Annotated in this window: 12 protein-coding genes; 2 read left to right on the top strand and 10 right to left on the bottom strand. The window is 62.5% G+C overall.

Translation table 11 applies throughout. The features are described from left to right. Positions 1–7: 7 nt before the first annotated feature. Positions 8–1117, bottom strand: a complete 1110-nt coding sequence (locus tag HNQ60_RS06910; protein ID WP_184331793.1) for a LacI family DNA-binding transcriptional regulator — start codon at positions 1115–1117, stop codon at positions 8–10. Between the two features lie 252 nt (positions 1118–1369). On the opposite strand from HNQ60_RS06910, the gene HNQ60_RS06915 reads away from it, so the two are divergent. Then, complete coding sequence (locus HNQ60_RS06915; RefSeq protein ID WP_184330316.1) at positions 1370–2869, top strand: UxaA family hydrolase; 1500 nt, start codon at positions 1370–1372, stop codon at positions 2867–2869. Between the two features lie 43 nt (positions 2870–2912). On the opposite strand, the gene HNQ60_RS06920 is transcribed toward HNQ60_RS06915, so the two are convergent. From HNQ60_RS06920 to HNQ60_RS06935, 4 genes are read right to left on the bottom strand one after another with little or no spacing between them, the layout of a single operon-like run. Continuing rightward, the gene (locus HNQ60_RS06920; RefSeq protein WP_184330317.1) at positions 2913–4193 is read right to left on the bottom strand and encodes a TRAP transporter large permease; all 1281 of its coding nucleotides are present in this window, start codon (positions 4191–4193) and stop codon (positions 2913–2915) included. A gap of 41 nt (positions 4194–4234) precedes the next feature. Then, positions 4235–4735 (bottom strand): TRAP transporter small permease, encoded by a 501-nt coding sequence (locus HNQ60_RS06925; protein ID WP_221304077.1) that lies wholly within the window; start codon positions 4733–4735, stop codon positions 4235–4237. Positions 4736–4759: 24 nt separating this feature from the next. Beyond that, the gene (locus HNQ60_RS06930) at positions 4760–5740 is read right to left on the bottom strand and encodes a TRAP transporter substrate-binding protein (RefSeq protein ID WP_184330318.1); all 981 of its coding nucleotides are present in this window, start codon (positions 5738–5740) and stop codon (positions 4760–4762) included. Further along, the gene (locus HNQ60_RS06935; protein WP_221304078.1) at positions 5737–6546 is read right to left on the bottom strand and encodes a 2-keto-4-pentenoate hydratase; all 810 of its coding nucleotides are present in this window, start codon (positions 6544–6546) and stop codon (positions 5737–5739) included. The genes HNQ60_RS06930 and HNQ60_RS06935 overlap by 4 nt, the downstream gene beginning before the upstream one ends. 108 nt (positions 6547–6654) lie before the next feature. Between HNQ60_RS06935 and HNQ60_RS06940 the strand changes: the two genes are divergently transcribed. Beyond that, positions 6655–8016, top strand: coding sequence for a pectate lyase family protein (locus HNQ60_RS06940; RefSeq protein WP_184330320.1), 1362 nt, complete (start codon positions 6655–6657; stop codon positions 8014–8016). Between the two features lie 9 nt (positions 8017–8025). Here the strand turns inward: HNQ60_RS06940 and HNQ60_RS06945 are convergent, their stop codons facing one another. The 5 genes from HNQ60_RS06945 to HNQ60_RS06965 all read right to left on the bottom strand — a co-directional run bounded on the left by HNQ60_RS06945 (position 8026) and on the right by HNQ60_RS06965 (position 15510). Then, on the bottom strand, positions 8026–9621 hold the full coding sequence (locus HNQ60_RS06945) for a carboxylesterase/lipase family protein (RefSeq protein WP_407676438.1): 1596 nt from the start codon (positions 9619–9621) through the stop codon (positions 8026–8028). Continuing rightward, positions 9609–10529 carry an alpha/beta hydrolase gene (locus HNQ60_RS06950; RefSeq protein WP_184330322.1) on the bottom strand — a complete coding sequence of 307 codons (921 nt, stop codon included), beginning with the start codon at positions 10527–10529 and terminating at the stop codon, positions 9609–9611. The genes HNQ60_RS06945 and HNQ60_RS06950 overlap by 13 nt, the downstream gene beginning before the upstream one ends. A 16-nt stretch (positions 10530–10545) precedes the next feature. Further along, complete coding sequence (locus HNQ60_RS06955; RefSeq protein ID WP_184330323.1) at positions 10546–11154, bottom strand: cupin domain-containing protein; 609 nt, start codon at positions 11152–11154, stop codon at positions 10546–10548. A 5-nt stretch (positions 11155–11159) separates the two neighbouring features. Then, positions 11160–12509, bottom strand: coding sequence for a pectate lyase family protein (locus tag HNQ60_RS06960; protein WP_184330324.1), 1350 nt, complete (start codon positions 12507–12509; stop codon positions 11160–11162). A 148-nt stretch (positions 12510–12657) separates the two neighbouring features. Continuing rightward, a complete protein-coding gene (locus HNQ60_RS06965; protein WP_221304079.1) occupies positions 12658–15510 on the bottom strand; it encodes a TonB-dependent receptor in 2853 nt (950 codons plus the stop codon). Between the last annotated feature and the right edge of the window lie 49 nt (positions 15511–15559).

The raw sequence follows: 15559 nt of genomic DNA on the forward strand, positions 1-15559 counted from the left end.
GCCGCCGTTATGTCTTTGGGCGGCCGGAAGATTCCCGGACCACGAGGTGCGGGAAGAAGGTCGTCGCGGTGAGCGGCGGGCCTTCGAGCCCTGCGATCTTCGCCATCACGCGCTCCGCGGCGAGCCGCCCCATGTCGCGGATCGGTTGCCGCATCGTCGTCAATGACGGACACAGCCGCGATGCCAGCGGGCTGTCGTCGAATCCGACCACGGTGAGGTCATCGGGAATCTTGAGTCCGCGCAAGTACGCCGTTCGATAGACGCCCGCAGCCGTTTCGTCGTTACCGGCGAAGATCGCCGTCGGCCGCGGATTGCGTGACAGCAACAGCTCGGCGCATGCAGCGCCCGACTCGAACGTGTAGAGACCTTCGACGACGAATTCGGGCGGCATCGTCAGGCCGCGTTCGGCGAGCGCGTCGGAAAATCCGGTGAGTCGCTCGATCGAGGAACGATACGTCTGCGGTCCGATGATCATCGAAATACGCTTGTGGCCGAGCTTCCACAAATGCTCCGCCACTTCCGCCGCCGACTGGCGATCCATCGACAACACGAGGTTCTGCGGCTCATCGAGCGGCGCAGCGAGCACGCGGACGTACGGGCAATTCAGCTTCTGCAGCATCTCGGCAAGCGCCGAGTTCTCCGACACCGGCGGCAGCATGATGACGCCGTCGAGCTTCTGGCGGCTGATCAGCTCGCGGATCTCGGAAAGAAACTTCTCATTCGTGCGATCGCACGGATGCACGACGAGCTCGTATCCCTGGCGGCGCAGCGCACCCAGCGCGCCTTCCTGGATGTTGATGACGTACGGCGCATTCGGATTGTCGTAGATGAGCCCGATGAGGAACGAGCGCCGGAACGCAAGACCGCGCGCCTGCGGATCGGGTGTGTATCCGACGCGCTGCATGATCTCTGCGATTCGCGTGCGCGTGTCCTCGCGCACGAACGGCGATTCGTTGATGACCCGCGAAACGGTTTTCTTGGAAACGTTCGCGAGCCGCGCGATGTCGTTGATGGTGTGCTTGCGCGTCGGCTCTTCATGCCGCACCTGCGATGCTGCAGCAGGTTGCGTCGACACCGGCACTTTCCGCGAGGCTTTCTTGGCGGCCTTTTTGACCATGTTCAATTTGTTCTCATGACGCCCTCGCGTGCTGACTTACGCCCCCTGCACGCTGCAAGTCGTCGTGACCAACGATCTCCCTGTGAGCACAGTTTCACACAAAGCGCGGGGAGTCTCCCGTCGACAACGGGATTCAAAGCGCGTATGTGAATTCCGCGCCGTGCCGATGCCTTGCGCCTCGCATCATGACACCGGTTTCCCCCGGCGCTAAGATGCCCTATCGAACGCCTGACTTCCAGTCGATTGGACCTCATGAACAGCGCCCTGCCCGCCGCCTACCGCATCACGGCCCGCGATGATGTGGCCATTGCCCTGCGCGACCTGAATGTCGGCGAACAGATCACGATCGACGACCAGACCGTGACCCTGCGCGACCCTGTCGGACGCGGACATAAGTTCGCCGTGCGCGCGATCGCCGCATCGCAACCTGTCTGCAAATACGGCTGGCCGATCGGGCGGGCAAAGACCGACATTCCCGTAGGCGCACACGTGCACACGCACAACGTCAGCACGCGCCTCGCGGGACTCGATGAGTATCGGTATGAACCCGCAAGCGAATCCGCGCTGCAGGCTCAGTCCTCCTCGGCGACTTTCATGGGATATCGCAGGCCCGATGGTCGCGTTGGAACGCGCAACGAGATCTGGATCCTCTGCACGGTCGGCTGTGTCGGCAGAACCGCGGAGCGCATAGCGCGCCTCGCATCGCAGCGATTCGCCGGGCGTGTGGACGGAATTCACGCGTTCCCGCATCAATTCGGTTGCTCACAGCTCGGCGGCGACCTCGATCGCACGCGCAAGCTGACGGCGGCGCTCGCGTGCCATCCGAACGCCGGCGGCGTGCTCATCCTCGGACTGGGATGCGAATCGAACCAGCTCGACAAACTGCTCGCGGATATTCCCGCAAACCAGCGCGCGCATATCAAATCCTTCGCGGCGCAGTCGACCACCGACGAAACGCAAGCCGGATTGCAGGCGGTGGAAGAACTCGTGCAACTCGCTGAGCGCACGAAGCGCGAACCTTGCCCGCTGAGCACACTGTCGATCGGTCTCAAGTGCGGCGGATCCGACGGCTTCAGCGGCATCACCGCGAACCCGCTCGTCGGGCGCATTGCCGATCGCGTGACCGCTGCGGGCGGTGCAGCGATCCTCACGGAAATTCCTGAAGTCTTCGGCGCTGAGCGGCTGCTCATGCAGCGCGCTGCCAGCGAACAGGTGTTCGACGGCATCGTCAGCGTCGTGAACGACTTCAAGGACTACTTCATTCGCAATCACCAGCCCGTGCACGAGAATCCGTCGCCCGGCAACATCGCGGGCGGCATCACGACACTCGAAGAGAAGTCGCTGGGCGCGGTACAGAAGGGCGGCCATGCAACGGTGACGGAAGTCATCCGCTACGCCGAGCGCTCGAGCAAACCCGGCCTGACGTTGCTGGAGGCGCCAGGAAACGACGGCATCTCATCGACCGCATTGGTCGCCGCGGGCGCGACGATCGTCCTGTTCACCACGGGTCGCGGAACGCCGCTTGGATTTCCTGCCCCGACCCTCAAGATCAGCTCGAACTCCGCGCTGGCCCAGAACAAGCCTCACTGGATCGACTTCGACGCGGGCCGGCTGCTCGCGGGCGAGGATACCGAGCAAGTCACCGACGAGTTCCTGCAACTGATCATCGCAACTGCGTCGGGTCAGCCCGCCAGGAACGAGCTGAACGAAGAACGCGAGATCGCGATCTGGAAGGATGGAGTGACGCTCTAGCGAAGCAACGAGCCGGCATCGCTGCACGGGCTCGCAGCTCAAGTCATTTCAGCGCCGCGGGCAGCCATAGCGACAGCGCCGGAATGTAGATCACCAGCAGCAGCACGACGAAGGCCGCGAGATAGAACGGCCAGATCGAGCGCAATGCCTGAGTCACGCTGATACCGCCGATTGCCGTGCCCACGAACAGCACGGAGCCGACGGGCGGCGTGATGAGCCCGATGCCGGCGTTGAGGATCAGGATCACGCCGAAATGCACGGGATCGACGCCGAAGGCCTTTGCGACCGGCAGGAAGATCGGCGTACAGATGATGATCAGGGGCGCAAGATCCATGAACGTTCCGAGGATCAGCAGCGTGACCATGATCAGGAACAGGATCACGTACTTGTTGTCGGAGACCGAGGTCAGCGCTTCCACCGCTGCTGTGGGCACTTGCAAGTAGGCAAGCAGCCATCCGAACGACGCAGCCGCACCTATGACGAACAGGATCAGACCGGTCGTACGAACCGCACCTGCGCAAGTGTCGACGAAGTGTTTCCACGTGAGGCGGCGATACAGAAATCCTGTTACCAGCAACGCGTACGCCACAGCGATCGACGCGCTCTCGACGGCAGTGAAGATGCCGGCGCGAATACCGAAGAAGATCATCGCGACGAGCAGCAGGCCCGGAAGCGCGGAAACGAATCGCAAGAGCACTTCGCGGAATCCGGGGAATGCCTCGGTAGCATAGCCACGTCGGCGCGCAATCGCCCAGCCCGTCAGCATGAGTACCGCCGTCATTAGAAGCGCCGGAATCACACCGGCCGCAAACAGATCGGCGATCGAAATCGAACCGCCAGCAGAAGCCGAAAAGAGAATCAGGTTGTGCGATGGCGGCACGAGCAGGGCGACCAACGCTGCCGTGACGGACACGTTGACCGCGAAGTCGCGATCGAAACCGCGCTTGACCATCTGCGGGATCATCGCCCCACCGATCGCGGAAACGTCTGCGATCGCCGACCCAGAAACCCCGCCGAAGAACAGCGAAGCGAGCACGTTCACCTGCCCCAGCCCCCCGCGCTGATGTCCGACCAGCGAACTCGCGAAGGAGATCAGCCGTTCGGAGATGCCGCCGCGCATCATGAGCTCGCCGGCGAAAATGAACAGCGGGATTGCGATCAACGAAATCGTGCCGGCACCGGCCGCCGTCTGCTGTACGACGACGATCGCAGGCAGATCGAGATACAGCACCGTCGCCAACGAGGCGGCGATCAGCGAGAAGCCGACAGGCACGCCCATGATCAGCAGCACAGCGAAGACGAAGAACAGAATCGCAACAGCCATGGTTGTTTTCCGATGATCGTTCTTGTGGAAGGGGACCCGACCTATTCCGCCGCCGGCTGCTGTTCCGGCAGCGGTACCAATACGCGCTCGATGGCGAACAACGCGATGAGCGCTCCACCGACGCACAACGGCATGAAAGCGAACCCCTGCGGCAGCGGCGCACCCGCCATGCGATAGTCCCACGCGTCGATCATCATCTCGCCACCCCAGATCGCCAGCATGAGGCCCGTGCATGCCGCAATGAGGTTGGCGACGATCCGCAGCATGCGGCGCACAGGTGGGCGAGCCGATTCGACCAGGATGAAAAAGCCGAAGTGACGGCTCGAGCGAACACCGGCGGCCGCGCCGAACATCATCGTCGTCGCCATGAAGAACAGCGCCATCGGCTCAGTCCAGCTCGGCGCGGAGTTGAGCACGTAGCGGGCGAATACCTGCCACCCCTGAACCACCGCCATGCCGATGATCGATACCCCGGCAATCGCGACAGTCGCTGATGCAATGGGATTCAGCGCGGCGCTGAACTTCGATTTCGCTTCGGACATCGGTCCCCCGTCGCAACTGCGGCGTCAGGCCGCAGCACGCACCAGTTCGTAGAGTTGCTTCAGATCGCTGCGCGATGTGTATTTCTCGAGCACCGGTGCAGCGGCCCTATGGAAGGCGCCGCGGTCGATCTCATTGAAATTGACGCCGGCGGCCAGCACGGTCTCACGCGCCTCGGCTTCCATCTTGTCCCAGAGCTCACGCATGTGGGCGACGGACTCGCGCGCAGTCGACAGCACCAGCTCCCGATCTTGCGGCGCAAGTGCATCGAACGTTCGTCGCGACATCAGCAGAGCTTCGGGTGAATACGAGTGCTCGGAGTGTGAAATGAAGCGCGCGACTTCGTAGTGCCGGCTCGACTGGAAACTGCGCCAGTTGTTTTCGGCACCATCGATGAGATGAGTCTGCAACGCCGAGTACACCTCGCCAAAGGGCAGCGGCGTCGGCTCGGCACCCAGCGCCGTGACCATCTCGAGGAAGATGTCCGACGGCGGCACACGGACCTTCAGGCCATGCAGATCCTTGGGTTCGCGAATGGCACGCCGTACGTTGTAGAACGACCGCGAACCAGCATCGTAGATCGCGAGCCCCATGACATCGCGCTGTTCAAAGCCTTTCAGCACGATCTTGCCCGCTTCGCCATCGACGACACGCCGCATGTGATCGACTGAATCGAACACGTAAGGCAAAGCGAACAGCCGCGTGAGCGGAAACGGATTGTTCAGGGACGCGAAATTGACCCGCGTGATGTCGAGCGCGCCGAAGCGTGTGAGGTCGACTGTGTCACCTTCGCGGCCGAGCTGGCCCGCATAGTAGACACGGATCCGTAACCGTCCGCCTGTGAGCTCTTCGAGGCGCTTGCCGATCCAACGCACTGCTTCGACCGTCGGATAACCGCTCGGATGGACGTCAGCTGCCGTCATCAAGCCTTCTGTCGCAGCGCGTGCACCTGTTGCAAGCGCTACTCCCGCAGCGCTTGCACCGACGAGAAACCGGCGTCGATTCATCGTGTGCTCCCCGAATAGCGCTCAGCGCGAACGGCGCGGCAGAGGATCTCGCCGTACTCGCCGAACGACAGGCGCGACTCCTGGCCAATCCGGATGTCGTGGACGCCGGTGATCATGCCGGTCGAAATGTAGTCGCCCTTGCGCAGCGGACGCTTGCGCTGGGCGGCCTTGTTCAACGCGAAAGCCAGCGCTGCAAGCGGCGTTGCGGGAATGGCGATCTTGCCGCGGCCTGCGGATTGGCCGTCGATGAAGGTCTCCACCGCGAGCTCCTCCGTGCGCGTGCGCCAGTCGCCGATTTCGGCGCCCGCGATCACGCCCCAGTTGTTGCCGAAGTCGGAAATCACGGCACCGGGGCCGAGATCGTTCAACGTCGCGAGCGGACTGCTCGCAACTTCGACTCCGATGCAGACTTTGCCGACGAGCTGTGCCGCCTGCTCCGGCGTCCAGTCGATCTTGTCGACCGCCGCGTCGGCGCCGACGTAGACGCCGATCTCGGCTTCGACAGCGGCGAACCCGCCCTCGAAGATCGGGCAGGTCGCAACGTCGCCCGTTCCGACGACGTGGACGTTGCGGGCGAAGACCGGACCGATCAGGCGCTCTTCGGCGTATTGCACCTGCCACTGTGGGCCGATGCGCGCGACTTTCCAGCCGCACGGCGCGTCGGGCCACGCATCGATGGCAACATCCTGGATTCGGTACGCGGTGAGGAGATCCGGCGGAACGGTGCCCGGGTAGCTGGCCAGCGAACGTCCAGCCAGCCGCGCCTGCACGAACTGCCTGCTCGTGTTATCGATCGAATCGCTCAAACGCCCCCCGGCATAAGCAGTTTTAATCTCGTGGGGCTGTATATAGGAAACCGGTGTCATTTACAATTCAGGCGTCCGTCAAACCAAGGGTCGTCCGGGGGAATCTTCATGAAAATCAATGACTACGTGACTGGTATCGCTCTCGCAGACCGATTCGGCCGGGCGAGGATGATTCTGCTCGGATTTCTCATGATTCTGACGGGTTTCTCTTCTGTGCAGGCTGTACCCTCGCAGGTCGCATTCCCGGGCGCGCAAGGCTGGGCAGCACACACCGCGGGCGGCCGCGGCGGGAAGATCATTCGCGTGACGACCCTCGCTGCCGAGGGACCCGGATCGTTCATCGAGGCGATCATGACGAAGGGTCCGCGCATCGTCGTGTTCGAAGTCGGCGGCGTGATCGATCTGCAGAAGCGCGAACTGAGAATCACCGAACCGTTTCTCACGATCGCCGGCCAGACCGCACCCTCACCCGGCATCACGCTGATCAAGACCGGCATCGATCTCGCGACCCACGACGTGATCATCCAGCACATCCGCATTCGCACAGGCAGTGCCGGCGCGACGGTCAAGGACAACTGGGCGCCCGATTCGATCTCGACGATCAATGCGTACAACGTCATCGTCGATCATTGCTCGCTCACATGGGCGATCGACGAGAACCTGTCTGCCTCCGGACCGCGCTTCACGGGCAAAACGCCGGATGAATGGCGCAAGAACGTTTCGAATCGCCTGACTTACAGCAACAACATCATCGCGGAAGGACTGGCGCATTCGACACATCCGAAGGGCGAACACTCGAAGGGCTCTCTGATCCACGACAACGTCAACGACATCCTGATCATCGGCAATCTGTACGCGCACAACTACGAGCGCAATCCGCTGTTCAAGGGCGGCGTGCGCGGCATGGTGATCAACAACATCATCTACAATCCGGGGCCTCGCGCCGTGCACTACAACCTGATCCCGGAAGAGTGGTTCGGTCGCGACTATCAGAACGGCCAGATGACGCTGATCGGCAACGTACTGCGGGCCGGCCCTTCGACGCCGAAGGACCTCGCGCTGTTCATGATCGGCGGCTCGGGCGACATCGAGCTCTACGAAGAAGACAACATCGCCGTCGATCGCATCGGCAACTCGCTGCCGAAGTTCGGCCGCTACACGACGTCGAAAGCGCAGATTCTGCCGATGGCCAAACCCGCGTTGCCGTTCGCGGTCACACCGATTCGTGCGATCGACGTGGAAGAGTCAGTGATCCGCAACGCCGGCGCACGCCCCTGGGATCGCGATCCCATCGACGCCCGCATCGTCGCCGATACCGTCGAAGGTCGCGGCGAAATCATCAACAGCGAAGAACAAGTCGGCGGTTATCCCCAGTACAAGGAAACACGCCAGGCATTCAACGAAAAGGACTGGGATCTCGCGACGATGGTGCCGAAGGTGGCGCCGGTGAAAGGGAATATTCCGAGATAGCTTGCGCCGCTAGTACGTCCCGCGCTGGATATACGGCACCGACGCAAACAACTTGCGCTCGGCGCCGCGCGGGTCGTCGACGAGCTGCGACTGCGCGTCGAACACCATGGTTGAGCGGCGATCGAGTTCGTAAGGCCGCCACTGCGGCAGAGTTGAATGATTCGGACTGCCGGTTCGTGCGAATGCGATGAACGCATCACTCATCTGGTCCGCCGTGCGCTGTGCTTCCGCGGACGCCCCGGTCTGCGAGCCTGCCTGTGCGATGTTGTCGAACACCAGCGGAATGTCCATCGTGTGCATGGCACCGTATCGGCCACCGTCGAGCGGCGAGCGATAGTTGAGCTGATAGGCGAACACGGGCGAGCCCTGCGCGGCACGCAGTTCCGCTTCGATCACCGCTCCGCGCCACGAACGTCCTGCGGTCGTCGCCGCGAAGAAGACTTCCGTTGCGGTGTACTGGGGATAGAGTCGCCGATACTCGGCGACTACATATTCGGGACTGATGTCGACGTGAAGATGCGGCAGCAGTCGTTGCGGCAGTTCTTCCCACCTCAACTGCTGAATACCCGGCTCATTGCCGAGGAACGCGCGAGTCTCATCGCGGGTGTTGCCGATGATCATCGGGATCTGCGCGGACTGTGGCGGCGCATCCGGATAGAACGGATGACGCGGCAACGAAACCTGATCGAGCACCGGACCGAAGTACAACGCGCGGCCGATCATCGTCGCATCCGGCGCCCGCGTCGCTGCAACCAGATCAGCAATTGCAATGGTGTCGATTCGAGCGAGATCCGCCGCGGGAATTTTCAGCGCGTCGAGATAGGCGCTCGCTCGCAGCGTCGAACTGCGAGGGCCTGCGGCAGTGATCTGCTGACCGCTCATTGTCGCCGCGCGATGGAAGAGCCCGCGAGCCGCCGGCATCGCCATCAGCGTTGCGATCTTCGCGCCGCCTCCCGACTGGCCGAACACCATCACGCAATCCGGGTTGCCTCCGAACTCGGCGGCGTGATCGCGAACCCAGGTCAGCGCCTGCACGAGGTCGAGTAGACCGACATTGCCCGAAGCCTCGTACTCCGCGCCGCGAAGCCGACCCAGGTAGAGATGCCCGAACGCATTCAGTCGATGATTGACGGTGACCACAACGACGTCGCCGCGATGACACAGGCGGGTGCCGTCATAGATCGCGCTCGAACCCGAGCCTGAACTGAACTCACCGCCGTGGAAGTAGACCATCACCGCGCGCTTGGCACCGTCGCGCAACGCCGGTGTCCACACGTTGAGCACTAGACAGTCCTCGCTCATCGGCTCGGCCAGTCCTGGCTGCGGACAGGCGGGTCCATACTCGAGAGCGTCGCGCGCTCGCTTCCACGCAACCGGCGCCAACGCGGGGCGAAAGCGGCGCGATGAAGTGTCCGCGCCGTAGGGAATGCCCTTGAAGACATGCACTCCCTGCTCGACGGAGCCGTGAACTTTTCCAGAACGCGTGGTGGCCGTTGCATATCGGGTTGCAGCGAACGCGAACGAAGAGAAGGCGGCGAGCGCACCGGCGCTCACCCCGCGCAGCACATCACGGCGGGTAACGCGCGTCGAACTCATTGCCGGAATCCCTGGCTCACGAGCCAATCGCGGCAGCGATCGATCCAGCGATCCGGTGTCGTGGGATTATTCAATCCGAATCCGTGGCCGCCGGCTGGATAGACGATCAACTCCGTCGGCACCTTGTTCGCCTGGAGCGCTTCGAAGAACCGCAGGCTGTTGCCGACAGGCACACCGGCATCGTCGGCCGCGTGAACAATGAATGTGGGCGGCGTCCTGGCCGAGACATGAAGCTCGTTGGAGTACTTCGCGATGTCCGCATCCGAAGGCTCGTCTCCGAGCAGCATCTGCCTCGAGCCTGCGTGCACCAGCCCTTCCCGCATGGTGATTACAGGATAGATCAGCATCAGGAAATCCGGGCGAAGAACCTCGACCGGCACTCCCAGTGCGATCGGCTGGTCGAAATGCGTTGCAACGGTCGAAGCCAGATGGCCCCCTGCGGAGAACCCCATCATCCCGACGCGCGAGGGATCGATATTCCACTCCGCCGCACGGCGATGGACGACAGCCAACGCTTGTTGCGCGTCCTGCAGCGGACCCGTGGTGCGATCGCGCATGTGACGCGGATCGGGAGTCCGATACTTCAGCACGAACGCCGCGACGCCCATTTCGTTGAAGGCGCGCGCGACTGCGTGTCCTTCTTTCTCGATCGACACACCGCGATAGCTCCCTCCTGGAAGGACGATCACTCCCGCCCGCTTGGCATCCGGTGTTCGTGGCAGATAGACGGTCAGCGTCGGTCGGGAGATGTTGAGGCGAAAGAGGTGCGGCTCTGAAGGATCGCGGATGCGCTCCTCGTCGGGAGCGACGATGGCATTCGGAATGGCGCCGTCGTAGAGCGGAAGTTCCTGCTGCGAGAAGGCAGGGCTCATCGCAAGCAGACCCAGGATGCCGAGAAGCCTCGTACAGCGTTGCATCCGCTGCACGCGTTGCTCACTTCGCGGCGCTGGGCTTCGTCGCGGGCGGGTAGGCGACGATGACGACGAGGTCTTCGTCGCCCACCTGCCGGATGCCGACATCGGCGCCTTCATGCATGAACGTTGCACTGCCAGGACCCACCTCGATCGTCGTGTCATCTACTTGCAACTCGCCGCGCCCACCGACGACATAGTAGACCTCGTCGTGCGACAACACATGCATGCCGATGGACGCGCCGCGATGAAGCGCCCGCTTGCGGAAGATGACTTTCGCGTCCGTCACATCGTCGAAGTACCGATAAGCCGTCGTCATGCCGGTGCCTTCGTGAGGCCCTGGCTCTTCCCGAGTCACCGCCGAATCTTCCCGATGGAAGAATCGATTGCGAACGTGGCGCGATGCCTCCGGCTGGCTGGACACAGACTGCGCGGACACAGACGGCGGCGTCTCGGGCGCACAGGCGACGAGCATGCTCGCGACCGCCAGCATCAGACCGAGAATCAGGAAACCCTCCCCCGCCTTGCGAGAGAGGGTTTGCGTGCACCTGAGCAACCGACCCGTCTCGTCCCGATCAACGCCCTCGCGAGCCGCTCGGCCGAGGGAGAAGGGGTTGCGTCTGCTCTTCATCGGACTCACCAGTTGAAGGGACCTGCATCATTCTGCACCGATGCCGGCACATACTTCGTCAGCTCGTAACCGCTGATGAACACCGGCAGCCACTCCACCGTCGGGACGAGATCGGGATCGTTCACCGCGTTCCAGGCGGCAACCGGATCGAACACGTTCTTCACCGGTGTGCCGTTGAGCTGGTTGCCCTCGGCGTAGATCTGCGTGCCGTTGAAGCGGCCGATGAACTGGTCCGGCGTCACCGTCTTGTCGGTCTTGAAGAAGTTGCTCTCCGCGACGATCGACGATTCGATGCCCACGCCCCAGCTGTACTGATAGTTCGGCAGGCGTTCGATCTTGTAGTAGTTGTTGTAGATGTGAACCTGACCGTACCGGACGCGCGGCGCACGCTGGCCGATGCCGTCGAACAGATTGTGATGCAGCGTCACGCGCAACTTGCCTCTGTCGGCCGTCGCGCTGTCGGAGGAGCCGATCAGCATCATCTTGTCGTGATTGCGGAAGCGATTCCACGACACCGTGACGAGATCGGACGCGTTGGTGATATCGAGCAGACCGTCGTGGACCTGATACAGCACGCCGAAGTGATGCGGTTGATCCTGATCCTGCGTCGCCTTGTCCTCGAACGTGTTGTGATCGATCCAGACGTTGTTGGTGTCGCGCAGCGAGATCGAGTCGTACTGCGCGTTCCAGCTGCCCTGCGAACCGTCCGTTGGGCTCCACGCCGGGAAGCAATCGTAGGTGTCCTGGAATGTGATGTTGCGGATGATGATGTTGCTGCGACTGTTGAATACGTTCGCCGTGCCGCGCAGATCGAACCAGGCGCCGCGGATGACCGCGTACTTGTCGATGCCGACGATCGTGGTATTCGAACCCACACGGATGCGTACACGAGCCTGCTGCGCCTGTTGAGAGGCTACGCGCGCAGTCTCGAGCAGACCAACCGGATTCACCCTACCCCACACCGCAGGATCGTACGTCGCAAGGAATGACTCCAGCGTGTAGCCGTTGCGGTAGTAGTCCACACACGTGAGCGGGTTGTTGGCGTCGTCGACGTTGAAGTCGATCGTTCCCTTCACATAGATGATCTTCGGCTCGTTGGACGGATTCGATGGCGATGTCGACGACGTTACGCCGTTGTTGAGCGCCGCGATGAGCTCCGCGCGCGTGGTCACGGTATAGACCTGGGAAGGGACGGCAGCGGAGCCGCCGGTGACGCCGGTTCCCGCAGCCGCCCAGCCATCGGTTGGATCGAGCGTCAGGCGACCGAGATCGCAGGAAGGATCGGAATGAACGGGCGCGGCCATCGCCGCGGCAAAGACACAAACTGTGCGCAGATAATTTTTTGTAGTAGGCATGACGACATGCTCCCCCAGACAGTGTGATTGTTTGCGTGAGACGGTTTTGGATCGGCGGTGAGAGACCTCGAGAGGAATTACGGAGACAAAAAAGGCGTCGAGCCCGTGAGGACCCGACGCCAGCAGAGACTGAGGATCAGGGGGAACCTCAGAACTTGTAACGTGCACCCAGGAAGTACTGACGGCCCGTGTGGTGGTAGTACACCGAACGATCGGCCGTCGAGCTGATCCACTGATCTTCGAACTCGTCGGTCAGGTTCAGCGCCTCGAGCGTCAGATCGAGATGGTCGTTGACGGCCCAGCTGGTCGAGAAGTCGATGTTGAGCGTCTCGGCAGTGCCTTCGACGTCGTTCTGTCCGACAGCTTGCGCACCGAGGCCCGGGCTCTGGTTGCGACCAGGAACTGTCGTCAGGTACTCGTCGCGATACGCAGCCGAAACACGCGCGCTGAAGACGCCGTTGTCGTAGTAGAGCGTGGCATTCGCCGCGTTCTGCGACAGACCCGCGAGGGTTTCTTCGGCCACCACGGCGCCAGCCGTGTTGAGGTACTGCACCTCGGAGTCGACATACGTGTAGTTCAGGATCACGCCGAAGTCGCTCATGAAGCCCGGCAGGAAGGTGAACGGCTGCTGGTAGCTGACTTCCGCGCCCTTCAGATCGCCGCCCGGCGTGTTCGTCGGGACGTTGAAGCCCCAGCCGCTCAAGCAGGTTGCGGGATCCGTGATACCGGCGGCGGCGCACTGTGCGAGCGCGGCGCTGTCCGGCAGACCGAACGGGTTGTCGGAGAACGAGCCGGTCTCGCGAATCGTCTGCACGAAGCTGCCGATGTCCTTGTAGAACACAGCGAGGCTGACCATCGACTCATCGGCGAAGTACCACTCGAAGGCCAGGTCGTAAGCATCCGCTTCGAACGGCTCGAGGAACGGGTTACCGGCAGTCACAGTCTTGTTGTTACCGGCGATGCTCAGTGCGAGACCGGGGTTCAACTGGCCGAGGCCGGGACGCGTCATCACCTTCGCCGCGCCGAGGCGGATCAGGAATTCGTCGGTGATTTCGGCGACGAGGTTCAGCGACGGCAGCGTGTTGTCGTAGTCGTTCTCGATCGTCAGCAGCTGCGTGCCGCCGGTGAAGCGGGCCCAGCCAGTCGCTTCCTGAGCGGTCTCGACGTAGCGCACACCGACGTTGCCGCGCAGCGGGATGCTGCCGAGGTCGGCGCTGAATTCGAACTGCACGTAGCCGCCAGTGTCGTCTTCCGTCACGCCGAAGTTGTTGCCCAGATCGTTCGCCGTGCTGACGCCGTAGGCTTCATAGCCCTCGGGCGAGAGGCCGAACACGTCCATTCCGGCCTTCACATTCGGCACAACCCAGCTGAACGTCGTGCCGGCCGGCACGTTGAGGCTGGCATCGCTGAGATTCAGCAGCTGCGCGTAGCTCGAACGTGCAACGGCGCGCTGATCAGCAGAAGCGACTTCGCTCGCCTTGCGGGCGCTGGTGGTTTCGAACTCGTACGCCTTGTACTGAGCACCCACCTTCAGTGCCATCCGGTCGGACAGGTCCCACTTCAGATCGACACCGTAGTTGTCGAAAGTGTTGTCTGCCGTCTGGGGACGCTGACGGATTTCCTGCAGGCGCCAGGCTTCCGGATTCGTCACGTCGGCGGTGCCGTAGCTGAGCACCGGCAGACGCGAGCTGCCGCGATAGTCGAACACCACGCCATCGGCATCGTCGATGTCCCACAGGAACGTCGTCTGGATGGGGTTGTCGTGTTCCGACTTCGCCGTGCCCGCGAATGCAGTCAGGGTCAGCGTGTCGGTGAACTTGTGCTCGCCGCTCAGGGTGAACTGCGTGAACTTCGTTTCGAGTTCGTCGTAGCGCTGCTCCGAACGAACGTCGACGTCATTGAACACGCCGTAGACGATGCTGTTGCCATCGATCTGTGCATCGACGACGTCGACCGCATTCATGTTCGCGCTGAAGTTCGGCATTTCCAGGAACTGCTCGGTACGCGTCGACTGCAGGTCGGCGTACAGGGCATCGAACGTCAGCACCGTGGAATCAGCCGGGCTGAACTGCAACGAGGCCGTCACGCCCAGGCGCTCCTGGGTGTTCTCGTACATGTCATAGCGCGGGATACGCGGGCGGAACGCAGAGTTGAGCTGCGCAGCTGTCACGCTTGCGCCGGGCAGCACGGACGCCTGAGCGAAGCAGGCCGTGTTGACCGTGGTGCCGGTCGAGAACGGACAGTTGCCGGCAGGGTCCTGCCAGCGAACCGTGCTGGCGCCCGTGTCCTTGAACTCGCGATCCGAGTAAGCCACTGACAACAGTGCACCGAACTTGCCGTCGGCCCAGGTGTTGCTGATGAGCGCCGTTGCGCGCGGATCCACGTCTTCCTGCAGATCGTTGTAGCCGAGCTGCGCACCGGTTACGAAGGTGAGGCCGTCGTAGTCGAACGGACGGGCCACCGTCAGATCGACAGTCGCACCGAGCGAACCTTCTTCCTGATCAGCCGACGCCGTCTTGGCGACCTTGATCGAGTTGAAGAGCTCTGACGCGAAGATGTTGAAGTCGAACGCACGGTTGCGGTTCGTGCCGCCCGTTGCGTCGGTGCCGCCGGTCGTCGTCAGTGCTTCCATGCCGTTGATGCGTACACGCGTGAACTGCGGACCGAGACCGCGAACGGTGATCTGGCGACCTTCGCCGCCCTGGCGGGCAATCGAAACGCCGGGGATGCGCTGAATGGATTCAGCGAGGTTCTGGTCCGGGAAATCGGCAATGTCTTCAGCGACGATCGAGTCGACCGCGCCGATGGAATCGCGCTTGAGCTCGAGCGCTGCGTTCAAGCTCTCGCGGAAGCCGGTCACGATCACTTCTTCCACAGCACCGTCGGGCTGAGCTGCTTCCTGTGCGAATGCAGACATTCCGACGACTGAAACCGATGCAAGACCAAGGATCGCGCGAACGGATGCGCGAATGAGACCGCGATGACGATCGACTGCCAGCATGTGAGTTACTCCCCCATCGTTGCCACAAACGGAGGCAAGCCTGGTTGCA

The organism is Povalibacter uvarum (genome assembly GCF_014202975.1).
Lineage (GTDB): Bacteria > Pseudomonadota > Gammaproteobacteria > Steroidobacterales > Steroidobacteraceae > Steroidobacter > Steroidobacter uvarum.

Bases quoted from the DNA above. Each gene is read 5' to 3' on its own strand.
- HNQ60_RS06925 (WP_221304077.1), bottom strand. From the start codon at position 4,735: ATGTCCGAAGCGAAATCGAAGTTCAGCGCCGCGCTGAATCCCATTGCA.
- HNQ60_RS06960 (WP_184330324.1), bottom strand. From the start codon at position 12,509: ATGCCTACTACAAAAAATTATCTGCGCACAGTTTGTGTCTTTGCCGCG.
- HNQ60_RS06915 (WP_184330316.1), top strand. From the start codon at position 1,370: ATGAACAGCGCCCTGCCCGCCGCCTACCGCATCACGGCCCGCGATGAT.
- HNQ60_RS06920 (WP_184330317.1), bottom strand. From the start codon at position 4,193: ATGGCTGTTGCGATTCTGTTCTTCGTCTTCGCTGTGCTGCTGATCATG.
- HNQ60_RS06955 (WP_184330323.1), bottom strand. From the start codon at position 11,154: ATGAAGAGCAGACGCAACCCCTTCTCCCTCGGCCGAGCGGCTCGCGAG.
- HNQ60_RS06965 (WP_221304079.1), bottom strand. From the start codon at position 15,510: ATGCTGGCAGTCGATCGTCATCGCGGTCTCATTCGCGCATCCGTTCGC.
- HNQ60_RS06910 (WP_184331793.1), bottom strand. From the start codon at position 1,117: ATGGTCAAAAAGGCCGCCAAGAAAGCCTCGCGGAAAGTGCCGGTGTCG.
- HNQ60_RS06940 (WP_184330320.1), top strand. From the start codon at position 6,655: ATGAAAATCAATGACTACGTGACTGGTATCGCTCTCGCAGACCGATTC.
- HNQ60_RS06950 (WP_184330322.1), bottom strand. From the start codon at position 10,529: ATGCAACGCTGTACGAGGCTTCTCGGCATCCTGGGTCTGCTTGCGATG.
- HNQ60_RS06930 (WP_184330318.1), bottom strand. From the start codon at position 5,740: ATGAATCGACGCCGGTTTCTCGTCGGTGCAAGCGCTGCGGGAGTAGCG.